Origin of the sequence: Clostridium beijerinckii, from assembly GCF_008705175.1 — a bacterium.
Taxonomy (GTDB): domain Bacteria; phylum Bacillota; class Clostridia; order Clostridiales; family Clostridiaceae; genus Clostridium; species Clostridium beijerinckii.
This window is the reverse complement of sequence record NZ_CP043998.1, coordinates 4,716,158-4,737,423: the sequence shown is the minus strand read 5'-3', so window position 1 is coordinate 4,737,423 and position 21,266 is coordinate 4,716,158. Positions and strand designations below refer to the sequence as shown.

Annotated in this window: 16 protein-coding genes and 1 pseudogene; 16 read left to right on the top strand and 1 reads right to left on the bottom strand. The window is 28.6% G+C overall.

Going from position 1 to position 21,266, the window contains the following annotated elements; all coding sequences use genetic code 11:
* Nucleotides 1–19: 19 nt before the first annotated feature.
* From F3K33_RS21340 to F3K33_RS21295, 10 genes and pseudogenes are all read left to right on the top strand, one after another.
* A complete protein-coding gene (locus tag F3K33_RS21340; RefSeq protein WP_039768354.1) occupies nt 20–832 on the top strand; it encodes a transporter substrate-binding domain-containing protein in 813 nt (270 codons plus the stop codon).
* Nucleotides 832–1,560: an amino acid ABC transporter permease gene (locus F3K33_RS21335; protein ID WP_012060328.1), complete on the top strand. Its 729-nt coding sequence runs from the start codon at nt 832–834 to the stop codon at nt 1,558–1,560. The genes F3K33_RS21340 and F3K33_RS21335 overlap by 1 nt, the downstream gene beginning before the upstream one ends.
* Nucleotides 1,561–1,562: 2 nt before the next feature.
* Complete coding sequence (locus F3K33_RS21330) at nt 1,563–2,195, top strand: amino acid ABC transporter permease (protein ID WP_012060327.1); 633 nt, start codon at nt 1,563–1,565, stop codon at nt 2,193–2,195.
* Between the two features lie 368 nt (nt 2,196–2,563).
* Entirely contained in the window at nt 2,564–3,235 is a 672-nt protein-coding gene (locus tag F3K33_RS21325) for a response regulator transcription factor (protein ID WP_012060326.1), read from the top strand.
* Nucleotides 3,232–4,245, top strand: coding sequence for a sensor histidine kinase (locus F3K33_RS21320; RefSeq protein WP_023973147.1), 1,014 nt, complete (start codon nt 3,232–3,234; stop codon nt 4,243–4,245). The genes F3K33_RS21325 and F3K33_RS21320 overlap by 4 nt, the downstream gene beginning before the upstream one ends.
* Nucleotides 4,246–4,625: 380 nt before the next feature.
* Entirely contained in the window at nt 4,626–5,393 is a 768-nt protein-coding gene (locus F3K33_RS21315; RefSeq protein ID WP_017211416.1) for an ABC transporter ATP-binding protein, read from the top strand.
* Nucleotides 5,383–7,410 (top strand): FtsX-like permease family protein, encoded by a 2,028-nt coding sequence (locus tag F3K33_RS21310; RefSeq protein WP_039768344.1) that lies wholly within the window; start codon nt 5,383–5,385, stop codon nt 7,408–7,410. The genes F3K33_RS21315 and F3K33_RS21310 overlap by 11 nt, the downstream gene beginning before the upstream one ends.
* A 145-nt stretch (nt 7,411–7,555) precedes the next feature.
* Nucleotides 7,556–9,337, top strand: coding sequence for a sensor domain-containing diguanylate cyclase/phosphohydrolase (locus F3K33_RS21305; RefSeq protein WP_039768342.1), 1,782 nt, complete (start codon nt 7,556–7,558; stop codon nt 9,335–9,337).
* Between the two features lie 501 nt (nt 9,338–9,838).
* The gene (locus F3K33_RS21300) at nt 9,839–10,222 is read left to right on the top strand and encodes a GerW family sporulation protein (protein WP_012060321.1); all 384 of its coding nucleotides are present in this window, start codon (nt 9,839–9,841) and stop codon (nt 10,220–10,222) included.
* A gap of 73 nt (nt 10,223–10,295) precedes the next feature.
* A pseudogene (locus tag F3K33_RS21295) lies at nt 10,296–10,988 on the top strand (HD-GYP domain-containing protein); the annotation flags it as partial.
* Between the two features lie 181 nt (nt 10,989–11,169).
* Here the strand turns inward: F3K33_RS21295 and F3K33_RS21290 are convergent.
* Nucleotides 11,170–11,934: a MerR family transcriptional regulator gene (locus F3K33_RS21290; RefSeq protein ID WP_023973144.1), complete on the bottom strand. Its 765-nt coding sequence runs from the start codon at nt 11,932–11,934 to the stop codon at nt 11,170–11,172.
* Between the two features lie 216 nt (nt 11,935–12,150).
* On the opposite strand from F3K33_RS21290, the gene F3K33_RS21285 reads away from it, so the two are divergent.
* From F3K33_RS21285 to scfB, 6 genes are all read left to right on the top strand, one after another.
* Nucleotides 12,151–13,863: a methyl-accepting chemotaxis protein gene (locus tag F3K33_RS21285; RefSeq protein ID WP_039768340.1), complete on the top strand. Its 1,713-nt coding sequence runs from the start codon at nt 12,151–12,153 to the stop codon at nt 13,861–13,863.
* Nucleotides 13,864–14,076: 213 nt separating this feature from the next.
* Complete coding sequence (gene htpG, locus F3K33_RS21280; RefSeq protein WP_039768338.1) at nt 14,077–16,011, top strand: molecular chaperone HtpG; 1,935 nt, start codon at nt 14,077–14,079, stop codon at nt 16,009–16,011.
* A gap of 249 nt (nt 16,012–16,260) precedes the next feature.
* Nucleotides 16,261–18,729 (top strand): helix-turn-helix transcriptional regulator, encoded by a 2,469-nt coding sequence (locus F3K33_RS21275; protein ID WP_039768336.1) that lies wholly within the window; start codon nt 16,261–16,263, stop codon nt 18,727–18,729.
* A 199-nt stretch (nt 18,730–18,928) separates the two neighbouring features.
* Nucleotides 18,929–19,192 (top strand): PTS sugar transporter subunit IIB, encoded by a 264-nt coding sequence (locus F3K33_RS21270; protein ID WP_012060315.1) that lies wholly within the window; start codon nt 18,929–18,931, stop codon nt 19,190–19,192.
* Between the two features lie 208 nt (nt 19,193–19,400).
* Nucleotides 19,401–19,538 (top strand): six-cysteine ranthipeptide SCIFF, encoded by a 138-nt coding sequence (gene scfA / locus F3K33_RS21265; RefSeq protein WP_003371542.1) that lies wholly within the window; start codon nt 19,401–19,403, stop codon nt 19,536–19,538.
* 61 nt (nt 19,539–19,599) lie between these two features.
* Nucleotides 19,600–20,961, top strand: coding sequence for a thioether cross-link-forming SCIFF peptide maturase (scfB, locus tag F3K33_RS21260; RefSeq protein ID WP_039768325.1), 1,362 nt, complete (start codon nt 19,600–19,602; stop codon nt 20,959–20,961).
* Nucleotides 20,962–21,266: the final 305 nt, after the last annotated feature.

The following is a 21,266-nucleotide window of genomic DNA, read 5'->3' as shown; positions in this document are numbered from 1 at the left end:
TAAATAGGGGGATAAATATATGAAATTGAGAAAATTATTTTTAGCGTTAGGATTAGGTGTATGTATGATGATGGCTGGATGTAGCTCATCAACACCAACAAATACAGGAGGAAATACTGCGGAAGCAAAAGAAATACAAGCAATAAAAGATAGAGGCGTATTAAAGGTTGGGGTAAAAGTTGATGTACCTAAATATGGTTACAAAAATCCACAGACAGGTGAAATGGAAGGTTTAGAAATTGATTTATCAAAAGCAATAGCGAAAAAAATATTAGGAGATGAAAGTAAAGTTGAATTTCAAGGGGTTACAGCTAAAACAAGAGGACCACTTCTTGATAATGGAGAAATAGATATGGTTGCTGCTACATTTACAATAACGGATGAAAGAAAAAAGAGTTATAATTTTTCAGATCCATATATAAAGGATGGAGTTGGATTACTTGTTAAGAAAAGCCTTGGTGCGTCTTCACTTAAAGATTTAGATGGAAAGACTATTGGAGTTGCTCAAAGTGCTACAACTAAAACTGCACTTCAAAAAGAAGCGGAAAAGGAAGGAATAACTCTTAAGTTTTCTGAGCTTGGTGGATATCCTGAACTTAAGGCAGCATTAGATTCAGGCAGAATAGATTGTTTTGCAGTTGATGCATCTATTTTGAATGGTTATGTTGATGATTCAACAGTAATATTAAATGATAGATATGATCCTCAAGAATATGGTATTGCAACTAAAAAAGATAATACTGAACTTGCGAAGGAAGTAAATGAAGTTATAAATGACATGAAGAGTTCAGGTGAAATAGATAAATTAATTGCAAAGTGGGATATTAAGTAATGAACGGACCTTTTGCAATATTTAAGTGGGAAGCACTTTTTAAAGATTTTAATATATTTCTTGAGGGATTCTTAACAACACTTGAAGTATCAATACTAGGGCTTATACTTGCCTTAATGCTTGGAATTATTTTTGGAGTACTTTCTACAAGCAAAATAAAAATTTTTAAGGTAATAAATAGAATATATGTAGAGGTGATTCAGAATACACCTCTTGTAATTCAGGTATTCTTTCTATTTAATGGATTACCATATATAAAGGTGGTATTACCGGTGTTTTTAATTGGAATACTTGGAGTAGGTGTATACCATGGAGCATATATATCAGAAGTTGTGAGAACTGGTATAACATCAATACCAAAAGGACAATTTGAGGCTGCAAAATCTCAAGGATTTTCTCATACTCAAACTATGAGGTATATAATATTACCTCAAACTGTAAAGATTATAATACCACCACTTGCGAATCAACTGGTAAATCTAATAAAGAATACTTCAGTATTAGCTATGATTGCAGGTGGAGATCTAATGTATACAGCTGACTCTTGGTCAAGTGCCAATATGTACTATGGACCAGCGTATGTTATAACTGGAGCATTATATTTTATAATGTGTTATCCATTAGCAATGATTTCAAGAAAGCTTGAACTTAGAGAGAAAAAGAAAGCATTAGTTGATATTGAAGATTCTATAACAGAACAATCCGTTGCAACAGAGGGAGGGCTATAATAATGTCAAGTGTATTTAATCAAGCAAATATGATGTTTCTTTTACAAGGAATGAAATTAACCCTAATTATAGCCATTATATCAATTGTATTGAGTATGTTTTTTGGAATAATTCTTGCCATATCAAGAAATTTCTCTAAGGGAATTATGGGGAGAATTGCAACAATATATATAGAGACATTTAGAAATACGCCTAATTTACTATGGATATTATCTATTAGGTTTTTGGTTCCAATAAAACCGATGTATTCAGGAATCTTATCTTTTACTTTATTTACTTCGGCGGTTATGGCAGAAATATTTAGAGGAGGAATGAATTCTGTAAGTAGAGGTCAATATGAGGCAGCATATTCTCAAGGTTTTACGAAGTTCCAAACATTAAGATATATAATACTACCTCAAAGCTTTAGGCGCTGCATTCCAACAGTTCTATCCCAATCAATTACGGTAATAAAAGATACATCTTTTCTATGGGCTGTTGGTATAGAAGAATTTACAGGAAAAGGTATGATTCTTATGGGAAGTTTTGTTTCATCATCTCAGATATTTTTATTGTTTGGAGCTATAGCTGCAACATATTTCATAATAAATTTTACAATATCGTGTTGCGTTAGAACAATTAAAACAGAGTACTAGATATAACCTAATTAATAGATTTGCAAATGTCTAACTTTAAATCTAGATTTATGAGTTCTAGTGAAGATATGAACTTAAAACTTTAGAAAATTTGCAAGTATTTTTTCTGATAAGTCAAAACCTTAAATTGAATAGAGATATAATTTTAGAGAATAATTTAAATTAGTCATTTAAATTATTCTCTTCTATTATTTGTATGCAAATAATGAAAACTATACTAAATAAATTAGTGCTTAGTATACATTTTTGTTATTAGGAATTTTATGCTAGAATTAGAAATAACTAAAATAAGATCTGATAATAAATTAAAGGTATTTTACAGATTATATTTAATTAACGATGAAGCAATAATTTTAAGGAGGATGTATATGCCTAAAATCATGATAATAGAAGATAATGAGAATATAAAAAAAGAGCTTGTAGAGTTTTTAAAAAGATATGGTTATGAAGCTTATGCACCAGCTAATTTTGAAAATATAGTAAAAGTAGCACTAAAGGATGAACCGGATTTAATTCTGTTAGATATAAATCTTCCATATTATGATGGCTATTATATCTGTAAGGAAATAAGGAAAGAAAAGAATATACCTATAATAATAGTAACTAGCAGAGATAGCGAGATGGATGAGATTATGAGTATGAATCTTGGGGCGGATGATTTTGTAACAAAGCCTTATAATACGCAAATACTTCTTGCAAGGATAACTGCTGTATTAAGAAGAACTCTAGGGAATAATTCAATTTCTGAGATAGTTGAACACAATGGTTTAAAGTTAAATGTCTCTAATGGAAGCGTGATATTTGGAGATGAAAAGATTGATCTTACTAAGAATGAATTTAGGATATTACTTTGCCTTATGAAAAATAAAGAGTGCATAGTTAGCAGAGAAGATCTAATGGATTATTTGTGGAATTCGGATCTTTATATTGACGATAATACTTTGTCGGTGAATGTTACTAGATTAAGAAAAAAACTTCAGGAAATTGGATTTAAAGATGGAATAGAGACTAAGAGAGGAATTGGTTATATATTACTATGAATATAAAGGAATATTCTATTTCAAAGCTGCCATACATAATAATTAATCTAATAATATACTCTTTATTTGCAGCTATAATGAGCATAGCTAAAACACCAGTTGTAATACTATTTGTAGTTTTTATTATTTGGTTTTTACCACTATCAATATATATAATCATTGAGTTTATAGCGAAAAAAAAATTCTATGATGATATTGTGGGAGTTAGTGGCAAATTAGATAAAAAGTATTTATTACCTGAAGTAATAAAAAGTCCAAATTATTATGAAGGAAAAGTTATTTATGAAGTGTTAAGCGATAGTAATAGGGATATGCATGAGCATGTTAACTTCTATAAAAATCTTCAAAAGGAGTATAGAGAGTACATAGAAACTTGGGTTCATGAGGTAAAAACACCAATATCATCTGCACGATTAATTGTAGAAAACAGCAATATTAATGAAAAGAAACCATTGGAAGATGAACTTAAGAAAATTGAAGAATATATAAATCAGGCTCTTTATTACTCGAGAAGTACAGATGTTAAGAATGATTATATTGTTAAAGAATTTGAAATAAAGAACATAATTCAGGAGGTTATTAGAAACAACAGGCGTGATTTTATTAGCAAAAAGATTTCAGTAAGTATTGATAATATTTATGGGGCAGTGGTTACGGATCCAAAGTGGGTAAAGTTTATTATAAATCAGATTATTATCAATTCAATAAAATATAGTAAAGATAAAAATGGAGAAGTGGAAATTTACACAAGTAAAGGTAAAGAGAATATAATATTAACTATTGAAGATAATGGTATAGGTATTTCAAAAAATGATTTAAATAGAGTCTTTGATAAAGGTTTTACAGGGGAAAATGGAAGAGTATATGGAAAGTCCACAGGAATAGGATTGTATTTATGTAAAAAGCTATGTGAAAAGCTAGGACTCGGGATAACTTTAGATTCAATAGCTGGCAAAGGAACTAAAGTTAACATAATATTCCCTATTGGAGGGTTTATGAGTTTTAAGTAAGACATGTGAAAGAAAATAATGATTCCAAAATGTCATAATTATTTTTCAGTAGGTAAATTGCCAGAGTAGTCTAATATAGGTTTATCAGAATTTTATGTATTTCTAAATTATATAAGACAGAAAGTCTAGGAGATTGGTTCCTAGGCTATTTTTGATAGTAGAAATAAAAATGTTTTATAAATGATATTCATTATTTGCAGTTTTTAATTAAATTCAATTAATATTTCAAATTGTTATCTACATCTTACGAAAATGTAAGTTAACTGAAAGATATTTCAATATGAGAAAAATATCAAAAGCTTTAAAATGTAGTCATGAGGTTAAATAAATTTGGACTGAATAGCGATTATAAAAGTTGCTATAAAAATAGGAGGAAGATTATGGAGAACATTTTAAACATTCAAAATGTAGAAAAATATTATGGGAATAAAGATAATGTCACAAAGGCACTTGATAATATAAGTTTTAGAGTAGAAAAAGGTGAATTTGTTGGTATAATGGGGCCTTCAGGAAGTGGGAAGACTACGCTTTTGAATTGCATATCTACAATAGATAAAGTGACTACCGGATCAATTATGATTGATGGAGAAGATATTACAAGGCTTAAAAGTAAGAAACTTGAAAGATTCAGAAGAGATAAGTTAGGCTTTATTTTTCAGGATTTTAATTTACTAGATACATTGACAGCATATGAAAATATTGCATTAGCATTAACTATTGCAGGAAAGAAAGGCAAGGAAGTCGATGAATTAGTAAGGAATTCAGCTAAAAACTTAGGAATACTCGAAGTATTAGATAAATATCCTTATCAAATGTCTGGAGGTCAAAAGCAAAGAGTAGCATCAGCAAGGGCAATAGTTAATAATCCAAAACTTATTTTGGCAGACGAACCTACAGGGGCTTTGGATTCTAAGTCAGCTAAATTACTTTTAAATTCTATTGAAACCTTAAATAAAGAATTAGAAGCAACAATTTTGATGGTTACACATGATGCGTTTACGGCAAGTTATGCACATAGGATATTATTCATAAAAGATGGAAATATATTTAATGAATTGGTAAGAGGCGAAGATTCAAGAAAAGATTTCTTTAACAAGATAATAGATATTGTTACACTACTTGGAGGTGATTCAAAAGATGTATTCTAGAATTGCTTTTAATAACGTAAAAAAGAGCTTTAAAGATTATACTATTTACTTTTTAACTTTAACTTTTGCAGTATGCATATTCTATAGTTTTAATTCAATCGATTCTCAGTCAGTAATGGCAGATATGAATTCTGGACAAACGGAATATGTTAAGATGATGGCGCAACTTATTTCGTTTATATCTATTGGCGTTTCTGTTATATTAGGCGGTTTAATAATATATGCCACAAAATTTTTGATTAGTAAAAGAAAAAAAGAATTTGGGGTATATATGATTTTAGGAATGGGAAAAAGAAAAATGTCACGGATATTGCTTTTTGAGACTTTATATATAGGCATAATATCCTTGGCAGCAGGACTTTTACTTGGAATGTTGTTTGCACAAGTTCTTTCTATATTCACAGCTAAGCTTTTTGCGGTGCAAATGACTAAATATAGTTTTTCAATTTCAATAAGTGCTATACTTAAGACTATATTATATTTTGGGATAATGTACCTATTAGTTATGATATTTAATGTGATTATAGTTTCAAAATATAAATTAATTGACTTATTGCATGCAGATAGGAAAAATGAAAAAATTAATATTAAAAATCCGTATATAGCTCTATTTATATTAATAGTTGCACTTATTGTTTTAGGTTATGCTTATTATCTTGTTAATTTAGCAGGGTTGAATTTTGATGACAGCAGATTTAAATTATCAATAGCATTAGGGATTGTTGGAACAGCATTTTTCTTCTATGGAATCGCATCGGTTACATTTTCTGCACTTAGAAAAAATAAGAATTTATATCTAAATGGCCTAAATGTTTTTAATATAAAACAAATTTCGAGTAAATTTAATACTAATTTTATTTCTATGACAATAATTTGTTTAATGTTATTTGTTACTATAGGAACTTTGTCAACTGGATTGGGTGTAAAAAATGCTTCAGAAAGCTCATTAAAAAACCAAACTCCGTTTGATGCATCAGTACAAGTATTTGATAAAAATAATAGTAATAGAATTTCAGTTTTAGATGCACTAAATCAGCTAAATTATAATGTTGATGATAATGCTGACTATGTTGTGATTAGACAATATAAGAATAATATGAGAGCTAGGGATGTATTAGCTAAATATGCACTATCTAGCGATCAAAAAGAAATGTTAAATTTTAAAGTGTTTGATACTACAGATATGATTAAAATTTCAGAATACAATAAATTAAGAAAATTGAAGGGTGAATCTAGTATAGATTTAAAAGATAATGAGATATTAGTGTGTTCTAATTATGAGCCCTTAAAGGGATTACTAGAAAGCTTTATTAAAAATGAGAATTCACTACAGATAGATAATAAGGAATTTGAAATAAAAGATAAAAAAATTGAAACTGGGGCTATTTCCACATCGCCTTCAAGTGATGCTATGTTTACCTTAGTAGTACCAGATGATTTAGTAAATGGAATAGATAAATATGATGAGGTACTAGATTTAAATTTTGTAGGTGATAATAAGGAAGATGCGAAAAAAGAATTAACTACTATATTTAATAATTTTAAGTTCAATGAAAATGAATATAAAAATTTAAACTTTAGTCTCTATGGTGGGACAAGAGAAATGGCATATGATGATAGTAGAGGATTATCTGCAATAATATTATTTGTAGCGGTGTATATGGGCATTGTATTTCTATTGTCAAGTGCAGCGGTACTTGCGCTTCAACAATTATCTCAGTGCAATGACTCTATAGGAAGGTATAGATCTTTAAGAAAGATTGGAGCAACAAAGAGCATGATTAATAAAAGTATATTCAAACAAGTTGCTGTATTTTTTGTATTGCCTCTAGCTCTTTCAATAGTTCATTCATATGTTGGAATTACTGTAGTAAATAAATACTTGATGGTATTGGGGTCTAGCAATAAAATACAACCGATTTTAATGACAGCATTAATGATGCTTATTGTTTATGGTGGATATCTGTATGCAACATATGTAGCATATAAAAACATAGTCGGAAATGAATTTAGATAGAAATAAAGTGACATTAATTGGTAAAATTATCAAATAATAAGTGTGATATTAATATTTGAAAATAATTGCTTCGGTAGACAATTATGTTAAGAGATAGTAAAATCAAATTATAATAAACTTAGCATAAAAGGGGAATACCGAAGCGATGGAAGAAAAGTATCTAGGGGAAATATATAAATCATTTTTAAGTAATATACCTTGGCCGGTTTGGATTGAAGGAATTGATACGACAATAATATTCTTTAATAGGTATTATGAAGATATGTATAATATAAAACTGGAAAGTGTTAAAGGCAAGACCAATAAAGAGGCTTTTCCTTTAGAGAAAGCAAAAATATATGATGAGCAAATAAATGAGTGCCTAAGGAAAAGGAAGACTTATGTTGTAGAAGGTATAGTAAATGACAACTGTGTTGAGTGTTTTATATTTCCCATACTAGATAATGATGGAGAGCCTAAAGCCATAGCTGGTATTATAATTGATATAAATGATAGAAAATTAAGAGAAGCAGAAATAGAAAAACAAAAAAACATATTAAGAACAATAATTGATGCAGTGCCAGAATCTATTTTTTATAAAGATAAGGAAAGCAGATTTCTTGGATTTAATAAGAAGTTTGAAGATTTTTATAAAAAGAGAGGCGTAGAAGAAATAATAGGTAAAACTGATTTGGAGATATATGGTAACTACAATGAAGCGAAAAAATTCATTGATCAGGATAATAAAATCATGGTAACAAAAAAGGCTACTTATTTTGAGCATAGGATACAAAATGAGAATGGTAGAGAAATAATTGAAGAGAATGTTAAAATACCTGTTGTAGATAAAGATGGACAAGTATGGGGATTGGTAGGGTTATCTAGAGATATAACGGAAAGAAAGATCTTAGAGGAAAGATTACGATATTTAAGTGAAATAGATATTCTCACAGGCTTATATAATAGATATAGTTTTGAAGAAAAGATTAAAGAATTAAACCATGAGCAATATTTGCCATTGGGAATAATAATGGGAGATGTAAACGGGCTTAAAATAGTAAATGATACTTTAGGACATCTAGAAGGAGATAATTTACTTAGAAGTATAGCTGGAGTTCTTAAAGAGATATGTCATCCTAATGGATATGTATTTAGATGGGGCGGAGATGAATTCATAATTCTTATACCTAATTGTGATGAATCAAAATGTGAAAAAGTTATTAGAAAAATCACAAAAAAATGCGAACAATCAGATTATAAATTTATGCAATTAAGCATTGCATTAGGTGAGGGAATAAAATATTCATTACAGGAAGATATATACGATTGCATAAACAAGGTAGAAGAAAAAGTATATCGACAAAAATTATTAGAAAAGAAAAGTATTAGAAGCTCAATTATGGATTCGTTGAAAAAAAGTCTAGAAGAGAAAAATATGGAAACAAATGAGCATACTGAAAGAGTAACAAAATATGCTTTAGAAATAGGAAAAAAATTGAGGTTAAAAATTTCAGAACTAGATGAGTTGGCATTAGTTGCAAGTTTACATGATATAGGTAAAATAGGTGTTAATGAAGATATATTATTAAAGCCAGGAAAGTTGACAAAAGAAGAATTTGAAATAATGAAGACTCATACAGAAAAAGGATACAGAATTATAAATGCATCGAGCGAGCTTGGAAATGTTGCTAAATGTGTATTAACACATCATGAGAAATGGGATGGAAATGGGTATCCTTTAGGATTAGTTGGAGAAGAAATTCCTTTAATGGCGAGAATAATTAATGTAGCGGATTCTTATGATGTTATGACTAATGACAGAGTGTATAAGAAGGCTATAGGCAAAGAAGAAGCTATAAAAGAGTTAAAAAGGTGCTCTGGGACTCAATTTGATCCCCAAATAGTAAAATGTTTTACTGATTATTTAAAAAATAAGATTCCATATTAATTATAATTACCTATGATTGGATAATATTAATTTTACCAAAAATAATAAATTAGATTTAATTAAGTAAAAAGTGTTTAGAATAAAATATGATTTAGAGGATATTTAGAGAAAAATATATCTTCTAAGTCATATTTTTTTATTTTTCGTGAATTAAAATTTTACAAAGGATGAGAGTGTCATAGAAGCTAAAAATAGTGATATTTTAAAATTTATTAATCAGAGAGAAGATTTAAATTTTGAGTTATTGGGAAATAATTACTAATATATTTATTTAAGTGTATAATGCTTATCTTTAAGCCGATTATACTAAATATTAAAATGCTGATATATATTACAAAAATAATTCTTCATGATAATTCTAAAAATATTACGAGAATTTTAGACGTAATGGTGAATTATGAAATGTGTACTATGAATTGAAATATATATAGTTTTATAGAAGTATTTAAAATAGAGGTATTAAATACTTCTAAGCTTATATTAAATCTAGGAGGGAACAATATGTATAATAGAGCTAAAAAAGAAGATATAGATGACTTATTTATTAAATCAGGAAAACATTTCATAACAGAAAGAGTTATAGGAAAACCGGTTATTTTAGAAGAAGTAATTCTTATACCTATTATAAGTGTTATGGTTAGTTGCGGAATAGTGGGAGAAAAATGTGATGGTTTTAAAGGAATGAAAGGTGTAGACATTGGCGAATGTATAGGGGTAAGTGTATCTCTAGATGCAATTTTAATAATTAGAGATGGTGAAACTACTATAATGAAACTAAGGGGACTAAATGATCTAGATGATATACTTAGCTGTATTCCTGACAGAGTTGGGAAATTTAATATTAATAAAGAAAATATAAAGGAAGAGATAAATCTTAGTTCATAAATAGGTATCGTATAGAACTAATTGATGAAATGCTATAAAGTATATTACATAAATATTTATTTAACTTAAAGGTCGGGAGGAAATACAAGGTTTGGATATATCTATTTCATTCGGTTATGAAACTAAATGTCATGAAGATGAAATGATTCAAGAAATATTTATAAAAGCAGAAGATTATATGTATAAGAGAAAGCTTTTTGAGAGTTCAAATATGAGAGGTAAAACTATTGATACAATAATAAACACTCTTAATGAGAAAAATAAAAGGGAAGAGCAACATTCTGTGAGAGTAGCTAATCTGTGTGAACTTATGGGAAAGAATATTGGAGTACCTAAAAGGAAAATCCAAGAATTAAAAAATGCCGGATTGCTACATGATATAGGCAAAATAGCAATAGAGGAAAATATTCTTAATAAGCCAGGGAGACTTACAGAGGATGAGTATAATGAAATCAAACGTCATCCAGAAATAGGGTATAGGATATTAAGTACAGTAAATGAAATGTCAGAAATTGCAAAGTATGTACTTTCTCATCATGAAATGTGGAATGGAGAAGGATATCCAAAAGGCATTAAGGATATAGATATACCTTTTGAATCTAGAATTATATCTATAGTAGATGCATATGATGCTATGACTAGTGAACGTCCTTATAGAAAAGCATTATCAGAAGAATTTGCTATAGAGGAATTAAAAAGAAATTCGGGAATTCAATTTGATCCTGAATTAGTAAATGTATTTATTGAAAAGGTATTGAATAAATAACAAAAAATAAGACATGTAAGAAATATGTAAACCGAATACAATAAACTCTTTATTTTCAATAAATTAAGATAACAATAATTAAATTATAATATATAGTACAATCATTTAATAGGCTGTCGATAAAATCGACAGCCATTAATTTTTGAACAATATTGTTACTCATATATTTGAATTTGTAAAATTATTTTTTTATTCCAGTGTATATAAAAATAGCATTTCTTAAAAAAGCGGCCAGACCAGGTTGATCCTTATCATAATAGGCAGTAAATCGTTCATCATCAACATACATTTGGGCAAGACCTGCATGGGCTTCCTTTGAGTAATCGCTCCAAGAATAAGTTAACCATTGGCGGTGCAAATCAGCAGCTTTTTGTGCAAGTTCGCTTGAAGGATCGTTAGTTTTAAAAGCGTCCTTGAGTGTATCCATAAGTTTGATACCTAACTTTTCGAATTCTTCATATTGTTCTTTACTCATACTTTGAAATTTTTTATTTGATTTATTTATAATATCATTACCATATTTGGTACGTATTTCATCACCATATTTATTTTCATTTTCATCTATCATCTTTTGTTTAAAACCTTCAAATTTTTCTTTATCGCTCATTATAATTCTCCCTTCTGATGAAGCTAGTGTCTTATCAACATTAGCTATTAATATATCTAATTGTTTGCGTTTTGCAAGAAGCTTTTCTCGATGCTCTTTGAGTGCATTGGTATTATTGAAAGCTGGTGATAACAACATACTTTTTATACTTTCAAGATCTACTCCTAATTCCTTGTAAAATAATATTTGTTGTAACCTATCTATTTCTTTTTGGCTATAAATCCGATATCCAGATGAATTAATTCTTGCCGGCTTAAGAATCCCTATCTCATCGTAATATCTAAGTGTTCTTGTGCTGATACCAGCCAGTTTGCTTAGTTTTTGCACTGTATATTCCATGTGATTGCCTCCTTACAAGATTAATTTACACCTTTACGTAGCGTTAATGTCAATAGTATTATTTGTAATTGTTTTAATAAAAAATAATATTGTACAAATTAATTTTTGGAATTTAGTGAAAAATACAAAAAATAAGTGCAAAAATGGGTAAATTATGTTAAGATTTTAATAAGAATTATTAGTTGATTACAAATATCAACAAAGGGGGAAAGCGGTGTGAGATGGTTTAATAATTTAAAAATAAAATATAAATTACAGATCAGTTTCTTTATAATATCTATATTTATTGCAGTAGTTGGAGTTATAGGAATACTTAGTGTAAGTAAAATAAATTCTAATTCTAATGCGTTATATGAAAAAGATTTCCAAGTGCTAAAAAATCTACAAGATTTTAACTCAAATACATTACATTCTAGATTAGAAATTTTGAATTTATTAAACAGTAAGGATTTTAGTGAAGTTAGCCAGACAATAAGCAATATAGATGGTTATAGAGATAAAAACAATGAGATCCTTAAAATATATGAACAATCAGACATGAATGAAGATGAAAATAAAATATATAAACAGATAAAAAGTGACTTAACAGATTATAGAAATTCATCTGATAAAATAATAAGTCTAGCAAGTGATGGAAAGTACGACGAAGCTATGAGTTTTAGCAAAGAAAGTGCAAACATAAGAGAGAAGCTAACTAATAATATTGATAAATTAGTTAAAATTACTGAACAGAAAGCATCAGATAAAAGTTCTTCAAATAATAATGTCAATAATAAGTCTTTTTATATGATGGTAATAACAATTATTTTAGGTTTTATTACTGCAGTTTTATTAGGAGTTATAATTTCTACAATTATATCAAATAATTTAAAGAAAGTATTATTATATGCACAGCACTTAGAAGAAGGAGATTTAACTCAGGAAATAGAGATAAGCTCTAAGGATGAAATTGGCAGTATGGCAAGAGCCTTAAATAAAGCTAATGAAAACATAAGAAGATTAATAAGCGTAATAATAGATGGATCCAATGATATAAGTTCATCAGGACAGGAACTATCAGCTACAACACATGAGGTCTCTTCTAAGATGAATGATATGAATGAATCAATTGAACAAATATCCAAAGGAGCCCAAGATTTGAGTGCTATAACTGAAGAAGTAAGTGCATCAGCAGAAGAAATTGGAGCGACAACAAATGAACTCGCTAATAGAGCAAACGATGCGGCTGTTTCAGTAGGGGAAATAAAGAATCGCTCTCTTGAAATAAAGAAAAAGGCTTCAGAAAATATAGAACAAGGAAACATTATTTATGAGGAAAAGAAAGCAAATATTATAAAAGCCATCGAAGATGGTAAAGTAGTAAATGAGGTGAAATTGATGGCTAATGCTATAGGAGATATAGCATCACAAACTAATTTACTTGCACTTAATGCAGCAATTGAAGCAGCAAGAGCTGGTGAAAACGGAAAAGGATTTGCTGTGGTTGCAGACGAGGTAAGAAAACTTGCAGAACAATCATCAGAGGCAGTTTCAAGTATACAGGGTATGGTTTTACAGGTGCAGGCTGCATTTGAAAATTTATCTCAAAGTGGAGAAGATATACTTAACTATATAGCTCAAAATGTAAAGCCAAGCTATGAATTACTTATGAATACTGGTATTCAATATGAAAAAGACGCTGAATTTGTTAATGAAATGACTGAAGAATTTGCATCTTCATCTAATCAGATAAATGAAGTTATAGAACAAATAAATCAAGCTATGCAAACTGTATCTGCAACAGCAGAAGAGTCAGGTGCAGGTTCTGAAGAAGTACTAAATAGTATTAGTGAAATAACATTAGCTGTTAGTGATATTGCAAAATCTTCGCAAAGTCAAGCAGAACTATCTCAAAAGCTTAATGAAGTTGTGTTAAAATTTAAGATATAATAAGATTTTGCTTCTAATATATAATTTAGAATATATGTTGTACTATATCAAAATGATAGTTTTAGGCTATTGTGAGAGAAATACATTTTACAGCATATATTCTTTCTTTATTAAATTAATGTATAAGTTTAAAATAAAGTTATAAGAAGAATTTGACAATAAATATTCTTTGCATTAAAATATTTTCTAGAAAAAATAACAGGAGGTAATATCATGATAAAAGAAAATGGTAACATATCAATTGACACAGAAAACATATTTCCTATTATTAAAAAATGGCTATACTCTGATAAGGATATATTTATCAGAGAAGTTATAAGTAATGCATGCGATGCAATTAGTAAATTTCAAAGATTAGTTTCCATAGGAGAAGCAACAACAAACGGAGATGAGCAATACAAAGTTGTTGTATCAATAAATAAGGAAAAGAAGACTCTTAAATTCATAGACAATGGTATTGGTATGACAGAGGAAGAGGTTAAAAAATATATAAATCAGGTTGCGTTTTCTGGAGCAACGGATTTTATGGAAAAATATAAAGATAAAATGGATGAAGGTAAGGATATAATTGGTCACTTCGGGCTTGGATTTTATTCAACCTTCATGGTATCTACTAAGGTAGAAATAGATACACTATCATTTAGAGAAGGCTCTGAAGCCGTTAAGTGGGAATGTACAGGTGGAACAGAATATGAAATTGGATCTTCTAGCGAAAGAACAACAAGGGGTACAACAGTAACTCTATATATAGATGATGAAAGCTCAGAATTTTTGGAAGAATATAAGGTAAGAGAAATAATCAAGAAATACTGTTCTTTCTTGCCTACAGAAATATATTTAGAAGATGAAAATAAGCCAAAAGAAGAACCTAAATATGAAACAAAGAAGAAAGAAGATGGAACTGAATATCAAGAATTAGTGGAACCAGAAGCACCAAAGCCATTAAACGATACAAATCCATTATGGGTTAAAGCGCCTAAGGATTGTACAGATGAGGAATATAAGGATTTCTATAGAAAAGTATTCATGGACTTTAATGAACCATTGTTCTGGATTCATTTAAATGTAGATTATCCATTTAATTTAAAAGGAATATTATATTTCCCTAAATTAACTCATGAATTTGAAGCAACAGAAGGTCAAGTTAAGTTATATAATAACCAAGTCTTCGTTGCAGATAACATTAAAGAAGTAATACCTGAATTCTTATTACTCTTAAAAGGTACTATTGATTGCCCAGACCTACCTTTAAATGTATCAAGAAGTTTCCTTCAAAATGATAAGGAAGTCTCAAAAATATCTAATCATATAGTTAAAAAGGTAGCAGATAAATTAGTTGACCTGTTTAAAAATAGCAGAGAAGAATTCAATAAATTTTGGCCAGATATACAAATATTTATTAAATACGGCTGCCTAAGAGATCCGAAATTCTATGATAAGATAAAGGAAATAGTAATCTTTAAGAATTTAAAAGGTGAATTCGTAACATTAAAGGATTACCTTGAAGCTAATAAAGAAAAGCATGAAAACAAGGTATTTTATGCTAATGATGAAAAACAACAATCTCAATATATAAAGATGTTTAAAGAGAATGATTTAGATGCTGTTATATTAGATTGTTCACTAGATGATCATTTTATTTCGTTCTTGGAAATGCATGAATCAGGAATTAAATTCAATAGAATTGATTCTGATATTTCAGATACATTAGGAAGTAAAGAAGATGAAAATGATGAGACTATAAAAGCTTTAAATAAGGAAATAGAGGATCTATTTAAAACTGCATTAGGAGACAAAATTAAGAATTTGTCTATTGAAGGATTGAAGAATGAAGAAATTCCAGCACTTATTTTAGTTTCAGAAGAGTCAAGAAGAATGGCTCAAATGAGTAAGATGTATGCAAAATCAGGAATGAGCTTCCCAGGTATGTTCGATGAAGAAAAAACTTTAGTTATAAACAATAAGAGTGCAATAATTAAGAGGCTTCTAGAAGTTTCTAAGAATGAAAGCAAAAAAGAAGATGTTAAATTTATCTGTGAGCATATTTTAGATTTAGCTAAAATTGCAAATAAGGAATTAGATGCAGCTGAAATGGATGAATTTATAAAGAGAAATAATATGCTTTTAAATAAAGTAGTTGCTCTTTAATATAGTGTTAATAAAGTTCCAGGTTTAAGTACTTGGAACTTTATTTTTCTTTGGGAAATTATTAATTAAGTTAAATCTGCTGATAACTTTTGAAAGTATTAGAAATACACAGTCTACGAAACAGATTTTTATATGAAGTTTAGTATAATTTTAACAGTAAAGGTTAAATTTGAAATGAGAATTTAAGTATGATAAAATATTCTAATGTAGTTTTCACATACATTTGCTTAAATGAAGGGATACTTATATATGAAAAATGAAATTTTTAGACCTAAACTATTATATAGAAAGCGCATTAATAAGCTATTGCTAGAAATTTTTCGAGTACCTGTATATTTTATATCAGCATCTATGGGTTACGGAAAATCCATTGCAGTTAGAAATTTTATAGAGAAGAATAAACGAGTGCAAACAATTTGGCTTGATATAACAAACGATGAAATTGATGATATGTGGATATGGAAAAAATTTTGTGATTTGATTAAAAATATCGATTTTAAGTTAGGTGAAATGTTATATGCCTACGGGGTTCCTAATAATAATAAAGATGTTTATAAGATAATAGATATAATTAGAAATGAGATAAGGCAAGAAACCATCATTATTATTGATGACTGGGATGAAGAAAAAATAGTTTATATTAATCATTTAATAAAAGCTATAATATTGGAAGATATAAGTAATTTGCACATAGTTATAATAAGTCGAAAAAAGCCTGCAAATGAGTATGTAGAATTTGAGCTAAAGCAAAAATGTATGATAATGCGTCAGGAGGATATTGCATTCACCTTTGATGAAACGATAGAGTTCTTTAAGATTAATGGAATAATACTCACAGAAGCAGAAAAAAAAGAACTATACGAATATACTGGTGGATGGACTTCGGCTATGTATCTTGCGTTAATTCAATATTACAGTCAAAATACATTTGATGATATACCAAAAGCAACAGAGTTAATTAAAATAGCTGTATATGATAAATTTGATGAAGTTACCAAGCAGATTTTATTAAAACTCGCATTGGTTGAGAATTTCACGATCGAACAAGCCGTGTATATTACGGAAGATGAAAGATCCAAGGAGGTAATTAGAAGAGTATGTTCCAATAATTGCTTTATAAGATACGATAAGAAGGAAAAAATATATAGACTACATTCAATCCTTAAAAATGCATTAGAAGAAGAATTAGCATTATCGAATGTAGATTTAATGAAAGTAAATAGCATTTGTGGTGATTGGTATGCTAAAAATTTTAATGACATATATGCAATGGAATACTATTATAAGGCGAAGAATTACGAGCGTATACTAGATTTAATAGAGAGAAATTATACAATAGATCTTACTAATTTATATAAAGGAATTATAAAACCAGTTTTTAACGAGCTTACTATCAGTGAGAAGATAAAAAGGCCTATAGCTTATTTAACTTATTTATTTTTTTATATTCTTTACGGAAATAGAATAGCTGGTGCTAAGTTATTGTATGAGGCTAAAGCTATCTATAAAGAAGATAAAAAGCTTAAATATAAAAATCAAATACTAGGTGAAATTGCATTTTTAGAGAGCATATTAGTCTTTTATAATGTTAGGAGAATGATAGAATATCATAAAAATGCTTACGAGCTCTTTAAAGGAGGTGTTTCAAGAATAGCAAATAATAAAATGCCAGCAACTTTTGGATCACCTCATTTTTTGTACTTATTTCACAGGAAAGTAGGTCATTTGAAAGAGTTGGTTGAATTTTTTCAACAAGGAATAAATTATTTTATTCATATATCAAATGGTGGAGCAGCAGGTGCAAATTATCTCATGATGGCTGAATATTTTTATGAAACAGGAGATTCTAAAAATGGAGAATTGTTTGCATATAAGGCATTTAATAAAGCTAAAACAAAAAAACAGACAAGCATAATAATTTGTTCATTATTTCTGTTAACAAGGATTTGTGTGAATAAAAATTATAAAAATGAGGTTAAAAATAATTTCTATAATCTGATTAAAGAGTATGAAAATCTTAATATTCCAATCTTTCTTAACGGCTCACAGATAGCTATAGGATATATTGATGGAATTACTGGTAATTTAGAAAATTTAAATAAGTGGATTAAAAATATAGAAAACCATGAATCAAAAGATATTATGCCTGTTATAGGAATGAACCATGTTATAACAGGTTTAGCGATGATACTTAAGGGGAGTTACATAGAGTTAGAAATCCAAGTAGAAATTATGTTGGAAGTTTATACGGGTAAAAAAAGTATATTTGGAATAGTATATGCATACATATTTGATTCAATCGCAAAGTACAAGCTATATGGAAAAGAAATCGCTAAAAAGTCACTGCTAAAAGCCATTGAGCTAGCAGAAAAAGACCACATTGTAATGTGTTTTGTTGAATTAGCCCCACATATATTGCCATTACTCGAATCTATTAAAAATGAAAGTGCGTATGTAAAATGTTTAATCCCAAAGTGCAAAGAATATAATCAGATATATCTAAAAAGATATTGCAATTTAGAAAAAATAGAGTTGACTCCAAGGGAAATTGAGATAATGAAATTGGTATATCGTGGATATAAGCAATCTGAGATTTCAGATAAACTAAATATTGCTTTAGTTACTGTAAAAAAACATATTGCATCTGTTTATTGCAAGTTAAATGTGAGAAACAAAACAATAGCAATTAATCAATTGAAAGAAAAAGGTATAATATAAAATGCTACAAATTAAATCAAAATTATACTTTAGTATAATACACAAATCATTTATATGTATGTATAATCATCTCATGAGATATTAATAATACTTTAAAACTGAATAGAGTTATAAAAGCCAGCAATTTTTAATATTTAATTTATTGAGTGTTGGCTATTTTTATTATAGATTGCTAATTGAAGGATGGGGGAAAAGAGAGATGATCACAGATTTTGGTAAGATAGCAAGGGAACTTTTTAATTTGGTTGGATCAGAAGAAAATATTTTGTGTGTAGAAAATTGCATGACTAGATTAAGATTGAGATTAAAGGACACTAAAAAAGTGGATGTTGGAATTTTAAAAAAGATAGAAAGTGTACGTGGCATTGTAGAGACAAGGGAACAATTTCAAATTATTATTGATGGTACTGCTGCAAGAATATTAATTAGTGAGTTTATTAATATATATAAGACAAGAAAGTAATATTGTGGTAGCAGTTTGAAGATATAGTGATTTAAATAAAAAATATGGAACAACCTCTAGCTAAGAACCTTTGATAGTTTATTTAGTATTTCTATTTATAATTTCATATAAACAGAAATATAAATAAAAAGAGGGCCAGCAAATCTTTTATACTTTAGTATATTATGATATAATAGCTAAGGATATATTTAAAATGGAGGATTTTGTAATGAAACATATAAAAACTATAAACAAAACAAACATTAAAAATAGTTTATGTAAGCCAGGATGCAAAGAATGTGCAAATTCATGTCAATCAGCTTGTAAGACATCTTGCACAGTTGCAAACTTAGAATGTGAAAACTAATAATCTTCAAGCAGTAACTATATAGTTACTGCTTACTTTATATGTTTAGGAGGAAAAAGAATTGTCTTTAATACATAAATTTAAACAAGGCGAAAATTATTTTGTTTTAGATGTGAATACAGGAGCTGTTCATGTTGTAGATGAACTAGTTTATGATATATTAGATGATAGCCAATTAAGAAATAAGAAAGAAATATTACAGGAACTTAAGGGAAAATATAATGAAGAAGAGATTTCAGAGGCTTATGATGAAATTCAAGAGTTAGCTGAAGAAGGGATTTTATATTCAGAAGATCAATATGAAGAAATAGCTCATAGCTCTATGGATGATAGAGATTACATAAAGGCTATTTGTTTAAATGTAATTCATGGATGTAACCTTAGATGTAAGTACTGTTTTGCTGACGAGGGTGAATATCATGGACATGGCGGAGTCATGAGTGCAGACACAGCAAAAAAAGCAATTGATTATGTGATTAAGAGAAGTGGACCAAGAAAAAATATAGAAATAGATTTATTTGGTGGAGAGCCAACTTTAATTATGGACACAATAAAAGAAATAATTAAGTATGCTAGGGATAACGAAGAAAAATGGGGAAAGAGAGTAAGATTTACAATGACCACTAATGCTACTCTATTAACTCCAGATATGATGGATTATATGGATAAAGAAATGGGAAATATAATTCTTTCTTTAGATGGCAGAAAAGAAGTTAATGATAATGTTAGAATTAAGCCAGACAAAAGCGGTTCTTTTGATGATATAGTTCCAAATATAAAGGAAATGATTAAGAGAAGAACTAAAGGAAAAACTTATTATGTAAGAGGAACGTTTACAAGAGAAAATACAGATTTTTATGAAGATGTAATGGCAATGGTTAATGAAGGGTTTAGAGAGTTATCTATAGAACCAGTTGTTTTAGAAAATGGACATCCACTTTCATTAAGAGAAGAAGATATAGATACAATCTTTGAAAACTATGACAAGCTATATGAAGAAATGGCAAGAAGAAAACGAGAAGGAAATGATGAATTTAAATTCTATCATTTTAATATAGACCTTCAAGGTGGACCATGTGTTTACAAGAGAATTTCTGGATGCGGTGCAGGATTTGAATATGTAGCTATAACTCCTCAAGGAGAAGTGTATCCATGCCATCAATTTGTTGGAAAAGAAGAATTTAAGTTAGGAAGTATACACGAAGATACTTATAATGGAGAATTAGCTCAAAAATTTAAGAAAGCACATATATACAATAAGCCTAAATGTAGAGAATGCTGGGCAAAATTCTACTGTAGTGGTGGATGCCAAGCTAACAATTTTAATTTTAATGGGGACATGAACATTCCTTATGAAATTGGATGCAAGATGCAAAAGAAGAGAATTGAATGTGCAATTGCGCTAAAAGCTGAAGAAAATTAATATTTATATAATAATATACTAAAAAGAAGGGGAACTCCATTGCCTTTGCTACTGAGAGAATCTTATTTGGGACATACTGATAAAAGCTTTAACAATCTGTACTTGTTTCTTAAATTAATTAAAATAAGTATAGATGAAATAGCTTCCACTTAGTAATTTCTATAGATGATTTTTTTGTCGAGCACTTCGCAAGAGGGGGTCTCTTTTTATATAATAACATTTTAAATGCACATCTTTGAATTAAATATAATATATATTGCAATTGAAGCTCACAGCATTTCAGCTCTAACTGAGAAATTTTTATC